Annotated in this window: 15 protein-coding genes and 7 pseudogenes; 8 read left to right on the top strand and 14 right to left on the bottom strand. The window is 62.7% G+C overall.

Features of this window, described 5'->3' with window-relative positions:
• Positions 1-14: 14 nt before the first annotated feature.
• Both THIX_RS12355 and THIX_RS12350 read left to right on the top strand, forming a co-directional pair.
• Positions 15-324, top strand: a pseudogene (locus tag THIX_RS12355) (IS66 family transposase zinc-finger binding domain-containing protein); the annotation flags it as partial.
• Position 325: 1 nt separating this feature from the next.
• Positions 326-433: pseudogene (locus tag THIX_RS12350) on the top strand (transposase domain-containing protein); the annotation flags it as partial.
• A 1,740-nt stretch (positions 434-2,173) separates the two neighbouring features.
• Here THIX_RS12350 and putA read toward each other — a convergent pair.
• Positions 2,174-6,023 (bottom strand): annotated as a pseudogene (gene putA / locus THIX_RS12345) (trifunctional transcriptional regulator/proline dehydrogenase/L-glutamate gamma-semialdehyde dehydrogenase).
• Positions 6,024-6,351: 328 nt separating this feature from the next.
• On the opposite strand from putA, the pseudogene THIX_RS12340 reads away from it, so the two are divergent.
• Positions 6,352-7,449: pseudogene (locus tag THIX_RS12340) on the top strand (branched-chain amino acid ABC transporter substrate-binding protein); the annotation flags it as partial.
• A gap of 7 nt (positions 7,450-7,456) precedes the next feature.
• Here the strand turns inward: THIX_RS12340 and THIX_RS24870 are convergent.
• Positions 7,457-8,026, bottom strand: coding sequence for a hypothetical protein (locus THIX_RS24870; RefSeq protein ID WP_112486468.1), 570 nt, complete (start codon positions 8,024-8,026; stop codon positions 7,457-7,459).
• 559 nt (positions 8,027-8,585) lie between these two features.
• Between THIX_RS24870 and THIX_RS12330 the strand changes: the two genes are divergently transcribed.
• The 5 genes from THIX_RS12330 (at position 8,586) to THIX_RS12310 (ending at position 13,308) form a co-directional block, all read left to right on the top strand.
• Entirely contained in the window at positions 8,586-9,734 is a 1,149-nt protein-coding gene (locus THIX_RS12330; RefSeq protein WP_112486373.1) for a branched-chain amino acid ABC transporter substrate-binding protein, read from the top strand.
• Between the two features lie 100 nt (positions 9,735-9,834).
• Complete coding sequence (locus THIX_RS12325) at positions 9,835-10,740, top strand: branched-chain amino acid ABC transporter permease (protein ID WP_112486146.1); 906 nt, start codon at positions 9,835-9,837, stop codon at positions 10,738-10,740.
• On the top strand, positions 10,737-11,684 hold the full coding sequence (locus tag THIX_RS12320) for a branched-chain amino acid ABC transporter permease (RefSeq protein ID WP_112486147.1): 948 nt from the start codon (positions 10,737-10,739) through the stop codon (positions 11,682-11,684). Before THIX_RS12325 ends, THIX_RS12320 begins: the two co-directional genes overlap by 4 nt.
• Positions 11,681-12,514 carry an ABC transporter ATP-binding protein gene (locus tag THIX_RS12315; protein WP_112486148.1) on the top strand — a complete coding sequence of 278 codons (834 nt, stop codon included), beginning with the start codon at positions 11,681-11,683 and terminating at the stop codon, positions 12,512-12,514. Before THIX_RS12320 ends, THIX_RS12315 begins: the two co-directional genes overlap by 4 nt.
• 29 nt (positions 12,515-12,543) lie before the next feature.
• Entirely contained in the window at positions 12,544-13,308 is a 765-nt protein-coding gene (locus tag THIX_RS12310; RefSeq protein WP_112488340.1) for an ABC transporter ATP-binding protein, read from the top strand.
• 58 nt (positions 13,309-13,366) lie between these two features.
• Here the strand turns inward: THIX_RS12310 and THIX_RS12305 are convergent, their stop codons facing one another.
• The 12 genes and pseudogenes from THIX_RS12305 to THIX_RS23415 form a co-directional block, all read right to left on the bottom strand.
• Positions 13,367-13,678: a BrnT family toxin gene (locus THIX_RS12305; RefSeq protein ID WP_112486467.1), complete on the bottom strand. Its 312-nt coding sequence runs from the start codon at positions 13,676-13,678 to the stop codon at positions 13,367-13,369.
• 1,015 nt (positions 13,679-14,693) lie between these two features.
• Entirely contained in the window at positions 14,694-15,749 is a 1,056-nt protein-coding gene (locus THIX_RS12295; RefSeq protein ID WP_112488339.1) for a YncE family protein, read from the bottom strand.
• Positions 15,750-15,932: 183 nt separating this feature from the next.
• Positions 15,933-16,754: a creatininase family protein gene (locus THIX_RS12290; protein ID WP_112486465.1), complete on the bottom strand. Its 822-nt coding sequence runs from the start codon at positions 16,752-16,754 to the stop codon at positions 15,933-15,935.
• 128 nt (positions 16,755-16,882) lie between these two features.
• Positions 16,883-17,631: pseudogene (locus THIX_RS12285) on the bottom strand (IS630 family transposase); the annotation flags it as partial.
• 44 nt (positions 17,632-17,675) lie between these two features.
• Complete coding sequence (locus tag THIX_RS23420; RefSeq protein ID WP_158540875.1) at positions 17,676-17,978, bottom strand: hypothetical protein; 303 nt, start codon at positions 17,976-17,978, stop codon at positions 17,676-17,678.
• A 60-nt stretch (positions 17,979-18,038) separates the two neighbouring features.
• Positions 18,039-18,452: pseudogene (locus tag THIX_RS24865) on the bottom strand (EAL domain-containing protein); the annotation flags it as partial.
• Positions 18,367-20,631, bottom strand: a pseudogene (locus tag THIX_RS24860) (diguanylate cyclase domain-containing protein); the annotation flags it as partial. The pseudogenes THIX_RS24860 and THIX_RS24865, both read right to left, overlap by 86 nt.
• Positions 20,632-21,499: 868 nt before the next feature.
• Entirely contained in the window at positions 21,500-21,904 is a 405-nt protein-coding gene (locus tag THIX_RS12270; protein ID WP_112486462.1) for a hypothetical protein, read from the bottom strand.
• A gap of 22 nt (positions 21,905-21,926) precedes the next feature.
• Positions 21,927-22,886, bottom strand: a complete 960-nt coding sequence (locus tag THIX_RS12265; RefSeq protein ID WP_112486461.1) for an FHA domain-containing protein — start codon at positions 22,884-22,886, stop codon at positions 21,927-21,929.
• A gap of 10 nt (positions 22,887-22,896) precedes the next feature.
• A complete protein-coding gene (locus THIX_RS12260) occupies positions 22,897-23,316 on the bottom strand; it encodes a hypothetical protein (RefSeq protein ID WP_112486460.1) in 420 nt (139 codons plus the stop codon).
• A gap of 263 nt (positions 23,317-23,579) precedes the next feature.
• Complete coding sequence (locus tag THIX_RS12255; RefSeq protein WP_112486459.1) at positions 23,580-24,017, bottom strand: DUF3291 domain-containing protein; 438 nt, start codon at positions 24,015-24,017, stop codon at positions 23,580-23,582.
• A gap of 24 nt (positions 24,018-24,041) precedes the next feature.
• A complete protein-coding gene (locus tag THIX_RS23415; protein WP_158540873.1) occupies positions 24,042-24,224 on the bottom strand; it encodes a hypothetical protein in 183 nt (60 codons plus the stop codon).
• Between the last annotated feature and the right edge of the window lie 136 nt (positions 24,225-24,360).

Below are 24,360 nucleotides of genomic sequence, written 5' to 3'. Positions count from 1 at the left end.
CTTTCAATTGCTCTGCTTCTCGGAAACGGTGGTTAATGAGTCTGAGTCTGGACGCCGCGCAGGGCCAACTCTTCGACCCCAAGACGCGGGCCCTGCTGGTGGCGGAAGAACAGGCCGAGCCCCGGGCAAATGCACACCCCAGCGCCAGCCGCTGCCAGGGCAGCTTCCTCGGATCGAACATCGCTACGAGTCGACTCGGGGCTGTGTGCTGCCGGCCATGCCTTGACGCGTATCGGCGAAGAAATCAGCGAGCAACTCGATCGCGAGCCTACACGCTTCTTCGTGCATCGCCATATCTGCAGCAAGTACGCCGGTGCGCATTGCCCAGGCCGGCAGCAGAGCTGCTGTGCTTATGACGCTGATCGAATCGGCCAAGCTCTGCGGCGCCGATCCCTGGGCATATCTCAAAGACGTGTTGACAAAGCTGCCCACCTGGTCCAACAGCCNTGATCAGTGGGCAGCCATTCGTCCACCGACGGTGGCAACAGATATGCGGTGTCTCGGTCAACAGGGACGAAGCGGCTCATCGGCTCGGGCTCTCGGTTGTGCAGCAGCAATTGTCTCGGATAGCGTCTTCATCCGGAAGACCGCAAAGTCCGACAGTCTCCTAGGGCATCCCAATTTCGGGGGTACGCTCTTCTTGCCGATGGTGGTGAACTCGTACGCACATCTAAAGCAGGGATCGCTCAATCCGAGCCAGATATTTACCACGCAGTATGCCAATGCGGTATCGCTCTTTCCCGGCAATGCGGGATACCAAGCGGCTGTGCAGAGCCGGCAAATCCCTGCGACTGCGCTTTTTCAATCGACCCCGACCGGCTATGCGAATCTCGACGCGCTCCCCGAGGGCGCCCCGTTGGGCGCAGCCGGATTTGCTCCTGCGAATTACCTCTTCAGCACGGCTTTTCGCGAAGCCTATGTCAATGATGTCGACGCCAATCCCGACGGCGCGGCTCCTGTCGACGGGTCAGCCCCGAACTTTTCGACCACGGCTCCAACGCTCCCAGCCAACCCGCAATTCCTGCTGCGCCAGGACCTCAAAGCCAACGATCTACGCAACTACACCCCCAGCATGCCTCTGATGATGTGCGGTGGCTTCAATGACCCTGAGGTGTTTTGGAACCAAGGGGCTGGAGCGATGACAGCGGTGTTGAATTCGAAGGTGCCGAGCGATCCGAATCTCCGCTACGCCACGCTTGACCTTGACATCTCCGGGGGCACATCGGGAACATTTGCGACTCAAGGCCTGACAAGTGCACAAAACGCCACGATGCAATCCATGGCCACCCAAACACAGCAAGCGTTTACGGCGTACCAGGCCGGCGTTGTGTCGCAATATGGCGCCACCATAGGTTTGGAGACGTATCACACGAACGAGCGCGTTTTCTGCACGGCTGCAGCCCGGACTTTCTTTTCGCTCAGCTGAATGTGAGGCATGAGTATCAAGCGTTGCGATCCGGCCGCAACGCCTGGCTGCAAGCCGCAACAAAAGCACCCATGTTGATCAGCGCCCATTCCCTCAACGCCGGGAATGGGGCCTGGTTCCCCCATGAACCTCACTTCGGCTGAAGAGTCAGGCGCAAATAGGGCTTGTGTGCCTTCCAGCCAGTCGGGAATTTCTGCTCCGCGGCTTCGCCACGGATGAATGTGGAAATCACGACACCACCGCCAGGGCGCCAATTCGCCGGGCGGCCACACCGTGCTTGGCGGCGAGTTGCGGTGCATCAAGAAAACGCAGTAACTGTAGGACACTTCGGTTCCTTCACTCTTGAAACCCCCGTCTTTGAAAGAAAGAAGTACCGCCATGTCTCGTGAGGATCATGCCAGCGGCATGCGGCGGGCGCCAGTTGCTGTCAGCCAAGGTGGGCGGACTCGCACTGATCAAGGATCGGGATCCAGGGCCTGCTCGGAGGGTCTCGGTGCCTGTGAAGTCATGCGGAGAGTGCTGCTGTCTGGGCGAATTGCTGCCGCACAACCGGGCGAAAACCATCACCCCTGCTGTCAGTACCTGACCTTCAGCGCAGGTGTCAAGATGATGTTCGGTTGGCGCATGCTGCCCAAGTGCGCATGGATGCCCGGTAAAGTGCCTGCGTTTGCCGGGCATCGAGTCATGGCACCACGCGCGCGCCTGAGGAGCGCATGGTGCAGCAGCCTTGCTGCCCGGTGTTCGGCGTCACCCGATCGTCATCAGGCTGGCGTTGCCGCCAGCGGCTGCCGTGTTGACGCTGGTGACTCGCTCGCGGAGCAGCATTTCAAGCGGGTAATCCATCTGCGTGAGCCCGTCGCGTGGCAGTGCGCAAACGGGCACCACCGCATGGGTGTGTTGTGCAAGTTCGGTTTGAAAGGCAAGAAGCCCGGCAGGATCGCCGTCGTAGAGCGCCGCGTCGGGCGTCGCGTCTTGCGATGCGAGGCGCACATGGTCGTGCAGGGTGGAGGGCAGCAGCGCGGAGACGGCATCGGCCGCCTTGCCTGAAATCAGCGCGACGTTGGCCGTGGCCAGCGCGGCACCGATCTGCCGCAGCAAGGCTTCTTGCGCGTCGGCGTGGCACAAAATCGTACCCCGCGCCTCAAGCCGGTACTGGTTCTGCTCGCCAACCGGGCCTGGCAACACGGTGATCTGACGCGCCGGGGCATGCGCGGCGTAGGTTTGCAACGCCGCGGTCTCGACGCCCTGGTCTTGCAGGGCCTTGATGAGATCAAGCAGGGGCTGCGGCGTTTGAGCCGTTGACAAAAACGGTCCGCTTCCGGGCGCGATTAACCGGCGCAGATAAAGGGGGCCGCCGGCCTTTGGCCCGGTGCCCGAGCGCGAATGACCCCCAAAGGGCTGCACACCGACCACCGCGCCGATGATGTTGCGATTGACGTAAATATTGCCGGCGCTGATGCGCGAGGTCACATGCGCGATCGTCTCGTCGATGCGGCTATGGATGCCGAACGTCAGTCCATAGCCCAGCGCGTTCACGGCGTCGATGGCGGTATCGAGCTCGCCGCGCTGATAGCGCAGGACGTGCAGCACAGGCCCGAAGACCTCACGCCCCAGGACGTCGATAGACGGGATCTCGATGATCGTGGGGGGCACGAAATAGCCGTGACGGGCATCTTGCGGCAGTTCGGGGGCGCTGACCTTGAAGCCGCGGCCGCGCATCGCCTCGATGTGCGCGGTGATGGTGTCTCGCGCCTCGGCACTGATGACCGGGCCCACGTCGGTGCAGAGTCGATCGGGCCGGCCGATGGCAAGTTCGGCGGTTGCGCCAAGCAGCATCTCCAGCAGACGGGGGGCGATATCGTTCTGGACCAACACGATGCGCAGCGCCGAGCAGCGCTGCCCGGCGGAGTCAAAGGCCGAGGAGACGATGTCGGTCACGGCCTGCTCGGGCAAGGCGGAGGAGTCGACCACCATGGCGTTTTGTCCGCCCGTTTCGGCAATCAGGGGAATGGGTAGACCCTGGGCGTCCAGGTGTCCGGCAAGTTGCGTCTGAATCAGGCGCGCCACCTCGGTGGAGCCGGTGAACATCACGCCACGGCACACGCGCATCGGCAACCAGCGCTGCGCCAACGCGACCATCACCCGGAAGCAATTGCAGCGCGCCTGCCGGAACCCCGGCTTCCAGAAGCACGTGCACGGCATAGCTGGCAATGAGCGGGGTTTCCTCTGCCGGTTTCGCCAAGACGACATTGCCTGCGGCCAGGGCTGCGGCGACTTGTCCCGTGAAAATGGCCAGGGGGAAATTCCACGGGCTGATGGCCACGACCGGGCCGAGCGGGCGCTGCACGGCGTTGTGGAACTGCGATGAGACCTGGGCTGCGTAATAGCGCAGGAAGTCCACTGCCTCGCGCACCTCGCCAATGGCGGCAGGCAGGGTTTTGCCAGCCTCGCGCACGATCAGCCCCACCAGCCTGGGAAGCCGCTCTTCGAGAAGATCGGCTGCGCGACGCAGAATCGCCGCGCGATCCTGTGCTGGAGTGGCTTGCCAGACAGGCGCTGCTTGCAGCGCCAGGGTGAAGGCCGTGTCGATCATGGCGGGATCGGTTTCGATGACCTGGCCCACCGTATCGCGCAGGTCGGCCGGGTTGAGGACCGGACGCGCCGGACCCTGCACTTCGCCGCTGCCCAGGATGGGTCGTGCCTGCCACGACGTCTCGAGTCCTGCAAGCCCCGCAGAGGCCAGGGAGCCCAGGCGCTGCTCGTTGCTGAGATCGAACCCGGCGGAATTGTCACGGGTCACACCAAACAACGCGCGCGGCAGCACGATCTTCTCGTGCCCAGCACCCAGCGGCACCACGCTCCTGGCCAGTTCGGCGGGGTCGGCGATGATGTCGTCCAGACTCAATTTCGGGTCGTTGATCTTGTGGACGAAGGACGTGTTGGCACCGTTCTCAAGAAGCCTTCGCACAAGATAGGCGAGCAGGGTTTCGTGCGTGCCCACGGGCGCATAGATGCGACAGGGCCGGTTCAGGGCATCGGGCCCGACGACCTCCTCGTACAGAGGCTCCCCCATGCCGTGCAGGCACTGGAACTCGTACTGGCCCACGTAGAAATTTTCTCCCGCCATCGTGTGGATGGCGGCTACGGTGTGCGCGTTGTGCGTGGCGAATTGTGGGAAAACGGCGCTGGGCGCCGCCAGAAGCTTGCGTGCGCAGGCCAGGTACGAGATGTCGGTGTGCACCTTGCGCGTGAACACGGGGAAATCTTCAAGGCCGTCGATCTGCGCGCGCTTGATCTCGGAATCCCAGTACGCCCCCTTGACCAACCGCACCATCAAACGTCGCTGGGAGCGGTGCGCGAGGTCGATGAGGAAGTCCAGCACGAAGGGCGCGCGCTTCTGATAGGCCTGGACCACAAACCCGATGCCGTTCCACCCGTGAAGCGCCGGATCAAAGCACAAGCTTTCTAGCAAGTCGAGGGAGATTTCCAGTCGATCGGCTTCCTCGGCGTCGATGTTCAACCCGATGTCATATTCACGCGCCAGCCGCGCCAGCCGCGCCAGTCGCGGCAGCAGTTCGTCCACGACCCTCTGGCGCTGCGTGCGCGCATAGCGCGGATGCAGCGCGGAGAGCTTGATCGAAATGCCTGGCCCTTCGTAGATGCCGCGGCGCTGCGCTGCCTTGCCGATCGCGTGGATGGCCTGCTCGTAGTCGCGCAAGTAGCGCTCGGCATCCTGCGCCGTGAGCGCCGCCTCGCCCAGCATGTCGTAGGAATGGCGGAAGCCCTTGGCTTCCCATTTGCGGGCGTTGGCCAGGGCTTCGGCGATGTTCTGGCCCAGTACGAACTGCTCGCCCATGAGCCGCATGGCGATGTTCACGCCCCCACGCACCACGGGCTCGCCACTGCGCGCAACGAGACGGGTGAGGACCGAGGATAGATTGACCTCGCTGCTGGTTGCAACGAGTTTTCCTGTCAGCAGCAGACCCCAGGTGGCCGCGTTGACAAACAACGAGTGGCCGCCGCGCAGATGGCTTTGCCAGTCGCCGGAGCAGATCTTGTCGCGGATCAATGCGTCACGCGTGGCGGTGTCGGGGATGCGCAACAGCGCCTCGGCCAGGCACATCAGGGCTATTCCTTCCTGGCTTGACAGTGCGTACTCCTGCAGCAGCGCTTCGACGACGCCGCGCGTGCGTTTGGCACGCAGTTTGGTGGCGAGGCTGCGGGCGGTATCCTGCGCCGCCGCAGCCAGTTTCGGAGGCAGGGTAGCTTGGGAGAGGAGGGCGGGGACACACTCGGGCTCGGGCCTGCGATAGGCCGCGGTGATGGCCGCGCGCAGCACGGTTTGCGGTTGCACGTCCTGCGCCAGATCGAGAAACGGCATGACCGGGGATGCTGGATGGTCTTCCTGCGGCGGGGGCTTGAGCTCACCATCATGCGGGTCGGCCTCCAGCGCGTCTCCACGTTCGAGCCGCTCCAGCCCTTGCAGGATCATCTGCTTAACGACGAAATGCGGCGTGCGTCCATGCGCCTCAGCCGCAGATTTGATACGAAGACGAACATGGTCATCAATTTTTACACCGATGGTCGTCACTGGCATGGTTGCACCTTTTGCATGTTTGAGCCTAGAATGGTTGCACCTTTTGTTGAAAAAGTAAACCTAGATCTATTTTAGTGTGGTCCATTTGGTGCTACCTTTATTCGTTGAGCGGTATAACTTTTGAACGTCATGGCGGTGCTTATCGATATTTTCGCAGGCCTGCGGTGCGCCGCCTCAGATCCGTGCGTGTTGATGGCTCGACGCCAGTCTGAACCTGCGTGCTTGATCCAAGCGACGAAAGACGCGGCGAACGGCGCACGCCGTCGACAACCCTGTCGGCGCCAAAACGCGATGCGCGTCGCGAGTCAATTTCGACACCGTGCATGCCATGCCCGGCAAGTCGGAGCATGTGTTCGCAGGCATATGCCGTGTTGAGTGCGCCCCTCATGCCGGGTTGGAATCGGAGGTGCGCTTCATCTTTTGCCGTCCGCTGGAGCTCTGTCGCCTGCCTGGGACTGCGCATCAACGGGCTGGTGCTAGGCAGCGGCGCTTGCCGCTGCGAACAACGGCCCGATTGCGGCCTTTCCCTTCAAACAACGATCAAATAAGGAGACAAAGCATGCGACACCTGTCCAAAACGCTTCTTCTCACCCTGGCCACAGCCGGCCCTTGCCTGGCTGCTTCCCAGGCCTTCGCGGCTTCGCCCATCAAGATCGGCGTGCAGGCGCCGATCACCGGCCAGTACGCCAACGAAGGCCAAGGCATTGCCGATGCCGTGAAACTGCTGGTGAAGCAGACCAATGCCAAGGGCGGCCTGCTCGGCCACCCGCTGGACGTGAAGGTCTGCGACGACCAGGGTGAAGCCGCTGCGGCCGCGATTTGCGCGCGGCAACTGGTGAACGACGGCGTGCTCGCCGTGATCGGCAGCTACACCAGCGGCGCTGCGCTGGCCGCCGAGCCGATCTACGCGCGCGCCAACGTCATTCAGACCTCCGACGGCACCAGCGACGAACTGACGCAGCGCAACTACAAGACTTTTTTCCGCAACGCGCCGCCCAACAGCGCCGAAGCCTTGTTCACCGCCGGTTATTTCAAGGCCATGGGTGACAAGCGCATCGCCGTGGTGACCGACCACTCCAGCTTCGCCACGGGCCTGGCCGATGCGGTGGTGGCGGATGCGAAGAAGGACGGCATCGACGTGCTCGACAAGGCTTACATCAGTGCCGGATCGCAGAACTACACCCCGGTGCTGACCAAGCTCAATGCCCTGCACCCGCAGGTGGTGTACTTCTCGGGCTATTACACCGACGGCGGTTTGATCAAGGCGCAAATGGCGCAGTTGGGCATGAAAGCCAAGTTCGTTGGCGGCGATGCGAACCAGAATGTGGCCTTTGCCAAGATTGCCGGCAACGCGGCGGCGGGTGCGGTGATCATCAACGTGCCGGCGCCGCAGGACTTGCCGTATCCGGCGGCCAAGGAATTCCTCACCCAGTTCAANTTTGCCAGTCGCCGGAGCAGATCTTGTCGCGGATCAATGCGTCACGCGTGGCGGTGTCGGGGATGCGCAACAGCGCCTCGGCCAGGCACATCAGGGCTATTCCTTCCTGGCTTGACAGTGCGTACTCCTGCAGCAGCGCTTCGACGACGCCGCGCGTGCGTTTGGCACGCAGTTTGGTGGCGAGGCTGCGGGCGGTATCCTGCGCCGCCGCAGCCAGTTTCGGAGGCAGGGTAGCTTGGGAGAGGAGGGCGGGGACACACTCGGGCTCGGGCCTGCGATAGGCCGCGGTGATGGCCGCGCGCAGCACGGTTTGCGGTTGCACGTCCTGCGCCAGATCGAGAAACGGCATGACCGGGGATGCTGGATGGTCTTCCTGCGGCGGGGGCTTGAGCTCACCATCATGCGGGTCGGCCTCCAGCGCGTCTCCACGTTCGAGCCGCTCCAGCCCTTGCAGGATCATCTGCTTAACGACGAAATGCGGCGTGCGTCCATGCGCCTCAGCCGCAGATTTGATACGAAGACGAACATGGTCATCAATTTTTACACCGATGGTCGTCACTGGCATGGTTGCACCTTTTGCATGTTTGAGCCTAGAATGGTTGCACCTTTTGTTGAAAAAGTAAACCTAGATCTATTTTAGTGTGGTCCATTTGGTGCTACCTTTATTCGTTGAGCGGTATAACTTTTGAACGTCATGGCGGTGCTTATCGATATTTTCGCAGGCCTGCGGTGCGCCGCCTCAGATCCGTGCGTGTTGATGGCTCGACGCCAGTCTGAACCTGCGTGCTTGATCCAAGCGACGAAAGACGCGGCGAACGGCGCACGCCGTCGACAACCCTGTCGGCGCCAAAACGCGATGCGCGTCGCGAGTCAATTTCGACACCGTGCATGCCATGCCCGGCAAGTCGGAGCATGTGTTCGCAGGCATATGCCGTGTTGAGTGCGCCCCTCATGCCGGGTTGGAATCGGAGGTGCGCTTCATCTTTTGCCGTCCGCTGGAGCTCTGTCGCCTGCCTGGGACTGCGCATCAACGGGCTGGTGCTAGGCAGCGGCGCTTGCCGCTGCGAACAACGGCCCGATTGCGGCCTTTCCCTTCAAACAACGATCAAATAAGGAGACAAAGCATGCGACACCTGTCCAAAACGCTTCTTCTCACCCTGGCCACAGCCGGCCCTTGCCTGGCTGCTTCCCAGGCCTTCGCGGCTTCGCCCATCAAGATCGGCGTGCAGGCGCCGATCACCGGCCAGTACGCCAACGAAGGCCAAGGCATTGCCGATGCCGTGAAACTGCTGGTGAAGCAGACCAATGCCAAGGGCGGCCTGCTCGGCCACCCGCTGGACGTGAAGGTCTGCGACGACCAGGGTGAAGCCGCTGCGGCCGCGATTTGCGCGCGGCAACTGGTGAACGACGGCGTGCTCGCCGTGATCGGCAGCTACACCAGCGGCGCTGCGCTGGCCGCCGAGCCGATCTACGCGCGCGCCAACGTCATTCAGACCTCCGACGGCACCAGCGACGAACTGACGCAGCGCAACTACAAGACTTTTTTCCGCAACGCGCCGCCCAACAGCGCCGAAGCCTTGTTCACCGCCGGTTATTTCAAGGCCATGGGTGACAAGCGCATCGCCGTGGTGACCGACCACTCCAGCTTCGCCACGGGCCTGGCCGATGCGGTGGTGGCGGATGCGAAGAAGGACGGCATCGACGTGCTCGACAAGGCTTACATCAGTGCCGGATCGCAGAACTACACCCCGGTGCTGACCAAGCTCAATGCCCTGCACCCGCAGGTGGTGTACTTCTCGGGCTATTACACCGACGGCGGTTTGATCAAGGCGCAAATGGCGCAGTTGGGCATGAAAGCCAAGTTCGTTGGCGGCGATGCGAACCAGAATGTGGCCTTTGCCAAGATTGCCGGCAACGCGGCGGCGGGTGCGGTGATCATCAACGTGCCGGCGCCGCAGGACTTGCCGTATCCGGCGGCCAAGGAATTCCTCACCCAGTTCAAGGCCGCCTACGGCCACGAGCCGCCCAGCATTTTCACGCTGACCAACGCCGATGGTTTCCGCGCCATTCTCGATACCGCCGAGAAGATCAAGAGCGTGGAGCCGGCCAAGTTGATTCCAGCCTTGCACGAATTGAAGCATTTCGAGGGACTGACCGGGACGTTCTCCTGGAATGCCGTGGGCGAGCGCACCGGCAGCCCGTATGTGGCGTTCGAGATCACCCCGAGCGGCGGGTACAAGATCACCTATCCGCCGGCGGCCGTGACCCAGTAAACATCCACCCGAGCCCCGGCACAGGGGCAGGTCGGGCGTGGCGCGGCTGTGCGCGCGCCACGCCCGACCCCCATCAAAACAAGAAAGAGGGGACGCGCTCATGCTCGGCATCGTGCTGCAGCAGCTGGTCAACGGTCTGACGGTCGGTGGCATCTATGCCCTGATCGCCCTGGGCTACACCATGGTCTACGGTGTGCTCAGGCTGATCAATTTCGCCCATGGCGACCTGTGCATTTTCGGCGCCTACATCGGCCTCGTCGCCCTGGGCTCGGGGGCCGGCAGCGGGCAGAGCCATTTGCTGCTGGTGGGGGCGGCGTTCATCCTGGCGGCCGTGGTCGTTGCCGCTGCCGGACTGGTGCTGGAGTTCACGGCCTACAGGCCGCTGCGCAAGGCCGACCGGCTCTCGGCCGTGGTGTCGGCGCTGGGCGCCTCGCTGTTCATCGAGAATGGCATCATGCTCATCTGGGGGCCGCAGCTCAAGGTGTTCCCGAGCCATTTGCTGCCGGCCATGCATTGGACCTTCGGCGGTGCCCGCATCGACCTGGTGCAGGTGCTGATCATGCTGGGCTCGGCCGTGCTCATGGCCATCCTGTACTGGTTCGTGCACCACACGCGCTACGGCACGGCGATGCGCGCGGCAGCGAGCGACCAGGACGCGGCGCGGCTGATGGGCATCAACGTCAACCGGGTGATTTCCAGCGTGTTCATCATCGGCCCGGCCATCGGCGCGGTGGGCGGCCTGTTCATCGGCCTGTACTACCGGCAGGTGTACTTCACGATGGGCTGGACCTACGGACTCAACGCCTTCATCGCCGCCATCATCGGCGGCATCGGCAACATTCCGGGGGCCATGCTCGGCGGGGTGCTGCTGGGGCTGTTCAACGCCTTTGCCGCGGGTTTCATGTCGAGCTCGTGGCAGGAGGCCATCACCTTCGCCCTGCTGATCGGCATCCTGCTGGTGCGGCCGTCCGGGCTGCTCGGCGAACGCGTGGCGGAGAAGGTATGAAACCAATCCTCGCGCTGTTGCGCAATCCCCGGGTCGGCGCGGCGCTCTGGGTGCTGGGGCTGGCGGTGCCGTTCGGGCTCGACCAGACCTGGGTGTTCATTGCCTCGCTGTTCGCGGTGTATGCCATCGTCGCCCTGAGCCAGGACATCGTGCTGGGGCGGGCGGGCATGTTCGACATGGGGCATGCGGTGTACTTCGGCGTGGGCGCGTACGTCACGGCCGTGCTCAACACGCAGTTCAACTGGCCCATCTTCGCCACCTGGCCGCTGGCGGTGCTGGTGGCGGCCCTCGTCGGCGCGGTGCTGGCGGCGCCCATCGTGAAGCTGCGCGGCGACTACCTGCTGGTGGCGACCATCGGCTTCAACGCCATCTTCATCCTGGCGCTGGACAACAACGTCGGCCATCTCACGGGCGGGGCCGACGGTATTTTCAGCATCGGCGTGCCCAGCCTGTTCGGCTGGCAGCTCACCAGCCAGAACGCGCAGTTCTGGCTCGACTGGCTGGCGTTCGCGGCGGTGCTGCTGCTGATCCGCAACCTCGACCGCTCCCACCTCGGCCGCACGCTGTTCTACATCAAGCACGACCAGCTCGCCGCCACGACCATGGGCATCGATGCGCGCGCCTACCGCGTGCTGGCTTTCGCGCTGGGGGCGGGGCTGGCCGGTTTCGGCGGCACGCTGTTCGCCACGCTGATGGCCGCGGTGAGTCCCGGGGCTTTTGTGTTCACCGAATCGGTGACGCTGTTCGCCATCGTGCTGGTGGGCGGGCAGGGGTCGATCCCGGGGGTGCTGCTGGGCACCGCGCTGATGTTCGTCGTGCCGCAGGCCTTCCGCGGCTTCGCGCAGTACCGCTACTTCGTGTTCGGCATCGCCATGGTGGTGGTGATGGTGCTGCGCCCGCAGGGCATCTGGCCACGCGCCCAGCCGCAGGAGGCGAAGGAATGAGCGGCGCGCTGTTGCGTCTGGACGGCGTGGGCATTCGCTTCGGTGGTTTGCAGGCGGTGGGCGACCTGAGTTTTTCCGTCGAGCAAGGGCAGGTGGTCGGGCTGATCGGGCCGAACGGCGCGGGCAAGACCACGGCGTTCAACCTCATCACCGGGGTCTACAAACCTTCCGAAGGGCGCATCGAACTGGGCGGCCGGGACATCACCGGATGGGCGCCCCACCGCATTGCCCGCGCCGGCATTTTCCGCACCTTCCAGACCATCCGGCTGTTCTACGGCCAGACGGTGCTGGTGAATGTGTTGGCGGGCCTGCACTTGCAAACGCGCCAGCATTGGTGGCAGGGCTTGCTGGGCACGCCGTTTCAGCGCCGCGAAGAGGTGGAGCTGCGCGCCAAGGTGCGCGAGCTGCTGGCGCGGCTCGAACTCGACACGGTGGCCGACGAGGACGTGGCGTCCTTGCCCTACGGCCTGCAGCGCCGGGTGGAACTGGCGCGCGCCTTGATCGCCAAGCCCAGGCTGCTGATCCTCGATGAGCCGGCGGCGGGCCTGAACGACCAGGAATCCGCCGCGCTCAACCGCACCATTCTGGCGGTGCGTGACCAGGGCATCAGCGTGTTGCTGGTGGAGCACGACATGAACGTGGTGATGAACGTGACCGACAGCATCGTCTGCATCAACTTCGGGCGCAAGATCGCCGAAGGCGCGCCGGAGCACATTCGCAACCACCCGGAAGTCATCGAGGCGTATCTCGGCAAGGACGACGACGAAGACGACCTCCCGGCGCCGGTTTCGCCGCCTGCCCATCTGGCCGCGGCCGGGGGTGGGACATGAGTGGTGGTTCCGTGAGCCGTTCCATGAGTCTGCTGGAAGTTGAAAACCTGGACGTGCGCTACGGCCAGATCCAGGCGCTCAAAGGCGTGAGCCTGCGGGTGGAAGAGGGCGAGATCGTCACCCTGCTCGGCGCCAACGGCGCGGGCAAGACCACGTTGATGCGCACCATCAGCGGCCTGCTGCGGCCGCGTGCCGGTCATTTGCGCTTCCGCGGCGAGGACATCGCCCGCGTGGGCGCCGACCGCATCGTGCGCCTGGGCATTTCCCAGGCTCCCGAAGGGCGCCGCGTCTTTCCCACATTGACCGTGGCGGAAAACCTGATGCTCGGCGGCTACACGCGCGCGCCTGCCGAAGCGGCGCAAAGTCTGAAGCAGGTCTTGCTCATGTTCCCGCGGCTGGAGGAGCGCAGCCGGCAGCTCGCCGGCACCTTGTCGGGCGGCGAGCAGCAGATGCTGGCCATCGGCCGCGCGCTGATGGCCAAGCCCCGATTGCTGCTGCTCGACGAGCCCAGCCTGGGGCTGGCGCCGATCATCGTGCGCGATATTTTTCGCTCCCTGCGCCAGATCCGGCAGCAGGGCATGACCTTGCTGCTGGTCGAGCAGAACGCACGCATGGCGCTGAAGCTGGCCGATCGTGGCTATGTGCTGGAAACCGGGCGCATCGCCCTGCAGGCCAGCGCNGATCTGTTGCTTGATGGGGCGATAGAACCGCCCACGCACGGCAGCATCCCACTGCGCTGCTGTCAGCACAGGACTATCGCTGGTGTCGATCGCGCTGTCCGGCCTGGCGGCTAGCTCTTTGAGCCTGGCGTGCTGCGCTGGCGTCAGGGGAGGCAGCGTCTCCAGCGTATGGCTAACGGTTTTGCTCTTCATAGCGTTGCCTTTCGGTACGGTCGGCGCGCCGCGCCGAGATGATGCGGATGACCTCGATGGATTGGCCGTGCACATCGTCCTCGTGCACGGTGTGCACCATCATCAGCAGGACGACACCACCGACCAGACCAAAGGTCTGCCAGCGTTGCTCACCGCCTTCGATCCGATCCTGCACCGACACTTGTAGCGGGTCGTGGAAGACGTGGGCGGCTTCTTCAAAGCTCACCCCATGCTTGCGTTGATTGGCGCGATTCTTGGCCTCGTCCCACTCGAATCGCAAGCGACTTGTCATATCGTAATTGTAGTTGCATTCATGTCAATATCAAAGTCCAGCACCGTCGCCGGCGCCCAGCGATACAGCGTCGGGATGGACACACCCAGAGACAACGCTGATCAAGTTTTCTCGCCATAAATGACCGCGCAGAAGTCTGCTCGCTTTCGCGCCGGGTGATGTCGCAACCCGTATCCGCCCCATGACAGCACGGCATTCGCTTTTTCTGCATTCCCATTCCTCTACCCGCAGCACCAACAGCCTTCCTCTCGGGTGGCTTGCCGCACAGCGGCAGCGCTACGGGCTTACCCTGTTCCGCTTGCATCTCAGATCGGATCGGACCCTTCAGCTTCGCCGGCGGTTCAACATCCATGGTGGCCCAGTCTTCAGAGACCACGCCTGACCGCATACCGTTTTGGTTCAAGCCTGTCAGCACCTTTGGCTTGTTCAAAGATCACGACGTTCATTTGAAGTTCACATCTGTTGGTCGTAGCCGATCGTCCCTTGCTCCTTACCGCCTCAGTGCTGGCAGTTTCCGCTTGGCCTCGCGGCCGCACGTACCGATGACTCGGTGGCTACGTTGTCTCCGGAGCTTCACACCAGGCCGTTGCCAGCCTCGCATGTCCGGATAGGGAACGGTTGATGGAACAACCGGTTTCATCGAGATATAACTCCTGTGAAACAAAGACTCAAGCGACTTTCAGGTCGCACGAAAATGGTCTTTGCCAGATCCAGGCCAACAGTCGTCATCTTCATGATGGATGCTCCTCTCGTGGAAGTGATGACCTCAAAACCCCACACTTTGGCACATCGATGCCGGATCGGGTGGGGGCACCCATTCCATTAGCTTTCCGTCGGGGCGTTGACCCAGCAGTCACCAGTCAGCATGTTCATCTGGGCTCCCCTGGCGTGGAGCGCCTCCACGGCGGGGCGAAGGTTGGGCGCGCAACATGCATCGCCCCCGCTGAGAATCCAGCGAATGTTCAAACGGACGCGGAGGCAATCAGCCAACGGCCACCGTCAAAGCGAACAGTGCTCAGCGCATATTCCCTGTATGCCCCAGCGAGTACCGCCCGGGCTGCGGCCAGACGGTGAGGCCATGCGGCTCCATGCCCACCGGGATAGTGCGTACCGCACCGCTCGTCGTATCGATTGCATAGACCACATCGTCGAACCGGCCAGATAACCACAGGGTCTTGCCGTCCGCACTGACACCACCCATATCGGGACTGCCGCCCTCTGGGATGGGCCAGGTTGCCACGACCTTGCGGGTTGCGAAATCGATCACCGACACGCTTCCTCTGCCACGACGCGGTCCGTGAATGAGGTTGGACCCGCGGTTCGCGACGTACAGCTTGGTCCCGTCACGGCTCGGATATAGACCGTGCGTGCCGACACCCGTGGCGGTGAAGCCAATTTTCCTGAAGGTATTGCCGTCGATCAGGTCGACTCCGTCGGCCAGCATGTCCGCCACGTAGAACACCTTGCCGTCCGGCGCGATGCGGATGTCCTGTGGCATAGCGCTGTTGCCAAGCCGTAGGTAGCCGACGACCTTACGATGCACCAGGTCAATCTTCGCGAGCATGCCATCGAATTCGCAGGTGAAGATCGCGTAGCGGCCATCGATCGAGAAGTCGGCATGGTTGATTCCGCGGCACTGCGGCACCGGCAGGCTCGAGCGCAGCGCCATGGTGTGCGGATCCCGAAAATCAAGCCGGGCGTGCGCCTCTGCCACAACGATGGCCTCTTTGCCGTCCGGCGTGAAGTACATGTTGTAGGGATCGTCCACTGGGATGGCCTTGCCGGGCTTACCGGTCTTCGGATCGATCGGCGTCAAGCTACCGTCGGTGCGGCCTTCGGCATTGTTGGTGACCCACAGCGTTTGCAAATCCCACGACGGCACGATGTGCTGCGGGCTGTGACCGACGGGGAACTTGTCAACAACCTTGAGCGTGGCCGGATCGATGACATCGACATCGTCGGAGCGCAGATTGGGTACATAAATCCTTGGCAGCGCGCCCTTGATCGCTGGACTGAGGTCCCCGGCGCCTGTTTCGCTGTAAAGATTGTTGGGGTTCACGACGGGAGGCATACCGGGGACCGTGTCGATAATCGGTGCGGCGCTGGCGCCGCCACCGATGCACAGACCAAGCCACACGGCCCCGATGAGGGTTGCAATACGAAAGCGGCGACGTCGGGACGAATCCATGATGGAATCCATGAAAAAGAAAAGAGTATGTTCTGAAGAGTCACGGCTACCGAGCAACGGCGCTCGTCACCGTCCAGCCATGTCCTTCTTGAGCGCATCGACAGTCCGCGACACGATGGCGTCGACGCCCAATTGACCAAGTGCGATGCTGGCGCGGCGCGGGTCACCTCCGTACACGCCGTCGGCCGGCCCGGGTTTGGCGCTGTTTCGCAATCGATCAAGGCGGACCATTTGCGGGGCCACCGCCAGCAGCAGCGACGTGTCGGCGAGTCCGGCGTGTGTGCCGATTTCGTCAGCAGGCACGCCCTGCTTGCGCAGGATTTGCGCGTAACCGGCCGAACTGGTGCCATAGTATTCGGGCGGCACGAAGGCTCGGACACCCGATCCGGCCCACGCCTTGTTGAGTCGATTCACCACCAGCCGGATGTCGCGTTGGTAGCCGCCGTGGTCACCAAGAAAGACGATGGTCTTGAAGCCGTGGACCTTGAAGCTGTAGGCGGCGGACTCCAGTGTTTGCTCGAACGCACCATCCGGCACCGTGATGGTGCCGGGAAAGCGCATATGTGATGTCGGCGGCGCGTAGCTGCCCTCCGGCACATAGGCAATCACCGGTGCGACGAGCGTTTGACCCAGCGCCTGTGCAATCCGTTGCGACAGCGCCTTCACGCGGGCGTTGTGCTTGCCCAGCGCGATATACGGCCCGCTTTGCTCGGTGCCACCGATGGGAATGATGATCGTGGTGGTACCGGCCTGAATGGCGTCACGGAGTTCGGTCCAGGTCCAGTCGTCCAGAAAGACGGTTCTCGGCGGCTGCGCAAGCGCGAGCTGCGATACCGATACCAAGAGGAAGGCAACGCCCACAGAAAACCGGCCCAGGGCACAGCGCATGACAAGATCCGCAAAAAATGCACACAAAGACTTCGCTGCAAGCAGCGCGAGGGGCGTTACCCGCTATTGCTGGGAGCCAGGGACCGATGTTACCCGCGAAACATCAGCAGAGGATTATTGAGCTTTCCCTAAATGGCGACATCACCACAACCCGCTTGGACCCAGCACGCGGCGATGATCGAAGGGCGGCGCTGTGCGCTCTTGAGTTGGTTGCGGGCGGTGACGTTGAGTTCGTCGAGGTTGGCCGGACAGAAGTTGGCCAGCGCATGACGCTAGAGCCAGGCCCAGAGGGACTCGACTGGATTGAGGTCGGGGGCGCATGGCGGCAAGAACGCCATCTGGACGTCTCCCTCGGTGGAGGCCAGGTCCTCGCGCACGAGCTTGCTGCGGTGCGCCTTCAAGCCATCCCAGAGGATCAGCAAGGGCTGCTTGAGGTGTGCACGCAAGGCCTTGAGGAACTCCACGTGCTGTTCTTTCTTGATTGAGCCCTCGTGCAGCCGGAACAGGCAGTTCGTGCGGCTCAAGCCCGCCATCACGCTGACGTGGGTCCAGTTGACGTGGAACTGGATGATGGGGGTTTAGCCCTTCGGTGCCCAGGTGCGCACCCGCGTGGGCCGCTCGCTCAGGCTCGACGCGTCGATGAAGCCGATCAGCCGTCCTTGTCGCTTGGCTTTTTGTTGAGGGCAGGCCAGGTCTGGCGCTTCCACACCTGCACAGCAGCCTCGTTGCGCCCGAGGGCGCGGCGCTCGGGCTTTTGCACGGAGAACCCCAGCCCACCCAGGATGCGCCAGATCTGCGTCTGGCCGAACTTGACGTCGTACAGTCGCTCGATGAGCATGCCCACGCGCTTGAGGGTCCATAACTCGATGCCACCGCCGAATTTTCAGCGGAACGAGCAAATCCGTTCGCGAAACGCTCGGTTCAGAGCGTTCGATTCTCCTTCACGCGTGCTACAAGCCATTGCAAAAGTTTGTGCGAGGCATTGGCAACGTCCGTGCCCGCGTGAATTTGGGCATTCCAGGCGGCAGCTTCGGTGTCTTGCCATCCCTGCTCCTCGAAAAGGCGCGTGGCCTGCGCGTTATCAAGCGGCAGGGTCTCCGCCAAGCGGCGGCAGTGCATAACCGCCCAGTGGTACGCCAACGTCCCGAGAAGAGTGTGAATCGTGCCAGGCTCGGTCGGCATCCGAAATTGGCGGACCCAATCAGGTACGTCTTCAGCAGGCATTGGATGCGCCAGCGCGTAACCTTGGCCCTTGGCGGCACCCAGAACCATGGCAGCTTCGACCATGCCAGCGTCTTCCAACCCTTCGACCACCACAGCCCGATTCAGATCCCGCCCCATCTCGATGAGTGTGGAGATCAAGCCGACGGTCTCCAGGGGGGAGATGCGCAACTGGGTGAGCAGGCCCTGGTCGATCTTGATCGCATCGAAAGGCAGGACCGACAAACGCTTGAGGCTGGAGTAGCCTGAACCGAGATCGTCCATCGCCAGTTTGACACCGAGGCGCACGAGTTGGTCGATGGCTTCGCTCTGGGTGCGCTGATCGATAGACTGGGTCTCCAACAGTTCCAGCGTGAGCCGGTGGGGGGGCGATGCCGTGTTGGCGCAGGGCTTCTTCGATCCACTGCGAGCAATGGATATCCAGCAGGGTGGATGGTGGAAGATTGACCGAGATGTCGATGCGCAGCCCCTGGGCATCCCAGTGATTGAGAATCTCCAGGGACTGCTTCAGCCCGAGTTTAAACAGCCGGTCGAGCCCCGCGTCGGATAAGAGAGGCAGAAATACACCTGGCAGCACAATGGTGCCATCCTCCAGTTTGAGCCGCGCCAGGGCCTGAACCTTTTGCACACTGCCTGTGCCCAAGTCCACCACCGGTTGCATGAACATCGCCAGGCCGCCGGCAAAGAGCCGCTGCCGATAGATTTGCGCCTCGTCAAGGCGCAGCACGTGCGAATCCGCAGGGCGATGACATCGGCGCCTGATCTCTTCCCAGCGGCGGCGTAGAGCTCGGACAAATTGCCGCATCCAGAAGGATTCAAACTGATTTGGGTAAGCGCCGAACATTCGAAACGCGGCAATCGGATGACCCTCTTCGCCCAAGATTGAGAGGGCTACTGCGCTGCGAACACCCAAAGGCAGCATCTGAGCGTGCCAGGCGGCAAATCGAGAATCCTGCCCATAAGCTCCGGAGCTCAAGACGGATCGGCTTCTCCAGGCCCGGCTGACCAAGGCTTGCCCTAATGGAGAGGTCGGATCCAGACGGGGCTGATAGTGCGACTGTCGGGTGATGGCTTGAATCGCATCCGAATGCAAGCCAGCCGTACTTGTCAGTTGAAAGATTCCCCGTTCATCCGGGACTTCGATGGCGGCGTTCAGGATGCCCGGCAACGCTGCTAGCGAATCGAGCTCCACGCGCATTGCCTCTGCCCACAGAACTTCTCTTGGCGGCAAATCGGCCGCAAGCGCAGAGTGGTACTGCTCGACGGTTTTATCCAGGCTCTGCAACTGCGTTTGCATGTCGTCCTGCAGGCGTTTTTCCGCAGCCAGCATGAGTTGATAGCGCGTGCGTGCCGTGATGGTCGTTGCGCTCAGTTTTGCATGCAGCAGTTCGCGATGCAGCGACAGAGACTGCACCAATGTTGCGCTATCGACGCCCACCAGCGCATGCACCTGCCCCAGGCGTTGCGCACGGGAAATGATGGCCTCTTGCGTGGTGTGGGGGGCAAGCAAAAACCGCAGATGCTCAGCCTGGGTCGTCTTCAGGGCCTGCATCTCCTGCGGGTTCAGGTTGGCCAGAATGGCGGCTGGTGCGGGAGCACGTGCCAAGCGCGTGTAGAACTCCTCAGCGAACTGGATCGAAATGGTTTGAAAAACGTTCTGCATCCTGTCTAACAGAGCGGTGGCGTCTTCTCCATAAGGCTCGAAGGGCCGCTCGCGCGCGGGCAGCTCGTCGCCATCGCTGCTCAGGTGCCACCAATGCGTGCGGTCGCGTTTGTGGGCCTTGGTCTGATACATCGCAGTGTCGGCCTGACGGATCAGGCTGTCTGCATCCTCCCCATCGCGCGGGAAGAGCGCCACACCCATGCTCATTCCTACGGTGGCGCTTTGTCCCAGGGCGATTTCGAAAGGATCTTCTACGGCCTGATGCAACCGTGCCAGGGCCTGGGTGAGTTGCTGGGCCACCTGCAGTTCATCCAGATCCTCGATGATCACGATGAATTCGTCCCCCCCAAGACGGGCCAACAGGTCGGTCTGACGGAGAAGGCCCTGCAATCGGCGCGCAAGTTCCTGCAACAGTCCATCGCCGGATTCATGGCCCCAGGTGTCGTTGACCGGTTTGAAGTCGTCCAGATCGATCAGGCCCACAGCGACCAGAGTGTTGTGTCGCTTCGCACGTGCCAGCGCCTGGGGTAGGCGCTGCTCCAAGGCGAAGCGGTTGGGCAGGCCCGTGAGCGCATCATGCGTGGCCAAACGTTCCAGACGATCTTGCAAGAGATGTCGGTCGGTGACATCCAGAAACGCCCAAACCGATGTCGACAGATCGCGGGTATTGCGATCTTCAACGATTTTTCCGGCCAGATCGCAGACGATGGTGCTGCCGTCGAGGCGACGAATCTGGACGCTCGGGATAAACACGCTGCCTTGCGAAAGCAGGGCTGGATATGCCGAACTGACCCGCTCATCATCCTTCAACGAGGCGTATACCATCGCGGTGGATCGGCCTTCCAGTCCCTGGGGATCGGCATAGCCGAGCATCGTTGCAAAGCGGTGATTGGCCTGCAAGATGTGGCGGTTGGTGGCCAAGACAATCCCGACCATCGCGTTGTTCAGCAACGTGTTCTGCAGGGCGGACTGGTGACGTTGTTCACGAATCATTTGGGCGATTTTCCCTGCCGCGAGGACCAACAAAAGCATCGTGCCCAGTTCGAAAGCCAAGCGCCCTCGAGCCTGTTGCCAATACATCTTCAGTGGCAACGCAGTGGGCCAGCTTGCTATCACCGCGAACGGATAGCCTGGGATATCGGCGCGAACGGCATCTTCCGTGCTCGGAGCGTCGGTAAATTTCACCCGCCCTTGCTGCCACACGCCGAGCAAGCCGGCATTACGAAGGTCACGCACGGCAAACGTCCACGGTTGGCCAGCCTGCGCTTGTGCGAGCAACGGATCCAGCCTGTAGGGAGATCCGACAAAGTACGCCGATCTTCCGGCGTTGTTGGGAACATGAAATCGCATGAGAAGTACATGCGTGCCCACGCGCGACGAAGCATGTACGGGCCCCAACAACAGGTCTGGGTTGGACGCAAATGGAGTGAACTGATTGCCCGGTGCAATGGGCCTGCTGCTTTGCCGGTGCGTTGACCAGAGGATCCTGTCGCCATTGGAAGACAAGATGTCGAAAGCGAAAAGAGCGTTGTGCTGTGCCAAAAAACGGCGCAGTGGCAACACCACAGCAGGGTCCGGTCTGCTTAAGTCGGAGGAAGACTCACGCAGGGACGCAGCCGCGAATTGCAAGACGACGAACTGGGTATCGAGTTGCGTGGCAACGCCTCGGGCATAGCTGGAAGCGGCGCGCTTGGCATCCTGCGCGGTCTGGGCCTGGGCTTCCCGAAAATGCCCAATTTCTGCCCAAGCGCCCCACGCGGCGACCATCATGAGCGGCAGGATCAGGAGGAGCATCTGCCAACGCGGGATCTCCTTGCTGACAAGTTGGCTGACGTGCGATTTCAACATTGCGGTGCCTAGTTCATCGTGTCCTGTGCACGCGCAGCCAACTGATGAACACGCCGTGCCCCTGATCCTCAGGGCGCGAGCCGGACTTGCAGCGCTCGACGTCGCACTGCAGCAGACTGCCGACGCCCGTGGCGAGCCTTCGGTCCAGGGTCACGGGCTCGCCCGGCTGCAGCGGAAAATCGGTCTTGATCACGAGACCACCAGGGCCGGAATCTCCCACCACGGTGACGGGGACCCCCGAGGAGTCGGGGCCGGAGGTGACGTGCCAGCCCAAGTGCAGCCGCACAGGCCTGGCCTTGAAGGTGCCGCGGTTGTCCAGGCGTAGGCCTTCGATCTTTCGCAACAGATCCTGTAGGCGGGGGTCGTCCCAATCGACGTCCACGAGTTTGCTTGTCGGATCGTTGAAACGGCGGGTCATGGCGACACGGGGGGCGGGCCGGTCATGCGAACGGGCCGGTCGATGCAAAGGACTCGCCGGACCCGGATGGGTCCAGCGCCGGGTCATGCCCAGCCGGTGGCGGTGTGACACTGAACAGAAGGTCGGGCGGCCGACAGGCTTGAGGCTCCCTCCCCAGACGCAACGATCCAGCCCCGCCGAGCAGGCCCACGTTATGGGCGATGCGCGTGACCGCTCCCGTCAGCCCGGTTTGCAACCAGGTCCCATTGCGGCTGGTGTCGGAGAGCGTGTAGGACCCATGACGCCAGGCAATGACCACATGCTGGCGGGAGATGACGGCCGTTCGCAGAACCACGTCGGCGCGCGGATCCCTGCCGATGCGGATGGGGCGTCCCGGGGTGAAGGTCATGTTCACACGCCCATCGGGACTGCGCAGGTTGAGCCACAGGGGTGCGGCGCGCGGCGTTCCCGGCGCTTGGGTGCAAGCGACCATCCAAGCCCGCACGCCGTCGGTATCCGCTGCGGCGGCAGGCTGGAGTTGGCTGACGAGCGTCTCGGGCAGGCGGGCTACGACGGCTTCGTCGAGCAGAGTCTGCCCGTCGCTCGCCCCTGTGGCCAAGGAGACGGCGCGGAGCAGGGTTTCTCCCTCGTAGGTCGGCGGGCGGCACAGCACGGCACCACAACTCAGCCCCATGTCCAGGTCGAGTCGCAGGTGCGCATCGAAGTTCTGACACCATTGGTCCAGGTGCAGGCGCATGGCGCTTGCAGCCTGCAAAGCCTGCTCGGCTTGCTCGAACAAGACGAGCAGGGAGGTGGAATCCATGTGGACGACAAGCCCGGATGCGGCGGCGGCACGGTGCGCGAGGCGGTTGATGGTCCGTTCCATGAAGGCGAGGGCCTTGGTTTCACCCATGAGCACGAACAGCGCATGCGTGGCCGGGATCTGCGCACTCAGCGCCACCAGCACAGAGGCCGGACGCAGACCTCGCCATTTTTCGAACATGGGTCTGCTCCTACCGTGACGTCGCGGCAGGGGTGCCGGAGGTCAGATCGGCGGGGACGAGCGTATTGATCCAGCACGGCGTTGCGACGTCATCGGGGCGATGCCCGAGTCGCGTGCCTTCCAGGACATACAGCCCCTCGGGAACGTCGGATGCGCCAGGGATGGCTTCGATCCAGTAGGACGTGGCGGCGGACAGTGCCTCGGCTGTGGCCACGTTGATGTGGCCCTGCTCGTCCAGCCCGACTTGCATGACCAAGCGATCAGACTCAGGGCGCTGCGCATCAATGAGCACCAGGGTCCGCGGTCGAAACCGGCCGCGAGGGTCCTGCAACAACGCATCGACCTCGGCAAGCCAGCCATCCAACCGCTGGCTTGAAGTCTTTGCCGAGGAGAGATTGTCGGCGTCAATCCGTGGCTTGATCGGGGTCATCGGGGAAGCGCTCTTTCTTCATGGGTGACGCGAAGCCTAGGCCTGAGGACGGCGCAGAAGCGATGACTTCGCGCAAACAATGCACGTCAGGCTTCCGAAAATTGGCCAAAGCGTGAAATCGTTCACGCGGCGCTGCGCAGCCCGGGCGGGAACGCAACGCGTCGGGCGGCTGATTCACTCAGAAGTCGGCAGGTCAGTCGACCCTTGGCGCCGATCACGATCGCCATCAAGGTGGTGTCAGCGTGCGGTCACGCACGCACAGGTCAAAGGCAAAAAACCCGCTTAAACGCGAATGCCTCTCGCGTAGGGCCGTTCTTCAGAAGGAGATCCAATTTGAATTTGGCTTCATCAACAGTCGGACGATGATTGCGGACGACCCACCACAGCACGGCATGGGTTTGGGCCAAGCCCGTGAACCACTCTTTCCTTCGCCGAATCCATTCGGCATGCTCGCCCCTGTAGACAAAACGACTCAGTGCATCGGGATCCTGCCATACGGATAGATGAAACAAGATGGGATGCGTCGATTGCAGCAGCACATCGGCATCGCCGGCCTCAGGTTGATACGCCCATATAAAACCCGGTGCGGCTGCGGCGAGTGCGTTGATGCGCTCTCGATTGGCAACAAAATCGGCCATCACAGGGGAGTCCAGTGGCGCCCTGGCTACGGCAATATTGAGTTGGGCTAGCTGATATGGCATTGAACTTGCTCAGCGGTGAGTCATTCACGATTCAGGCCATAGCGATTGTCGCTGGATCTGGCGGTATTGGTATTGATTGCGTTCGGCCCATATCCCCCACACGACCACCAGCAGGGCGGGCAGGACAAGCAGCAGCCCCTCCCTGAGCAGGCGGATGCGTGAGGAGCGCGTGGTTGGGGTCTGTAGCTTCTTGGCCGCAGTGAACACAATGGGCTCTCGATCGCGGGGTGCGCGGGGAAGTGGACTCCGGCGCATGGCGACGCCATGCTCACCGTGTTTTGTGCAGCATCGACCCGGGGATGGATCGGCCCTTCCGCCGGTCTTCCGACCGGGTTCCAGGCCC

The sequence above is a fragment of the Thiomonas sp. X19 genome (assembly GCF_900089495.1).
Taxonomy (GTDB): Bacteria; Pseudomonadota; Gammaproteobacteria; order Burkholderiales; family Burkholderiaceae_C; genus Thiomonas_A.
The sequence above is the reverse complement of the archived record's forward strand: the minus strand, read 5'-3'. Positions and strand labels throughout refer to the sequence as shown.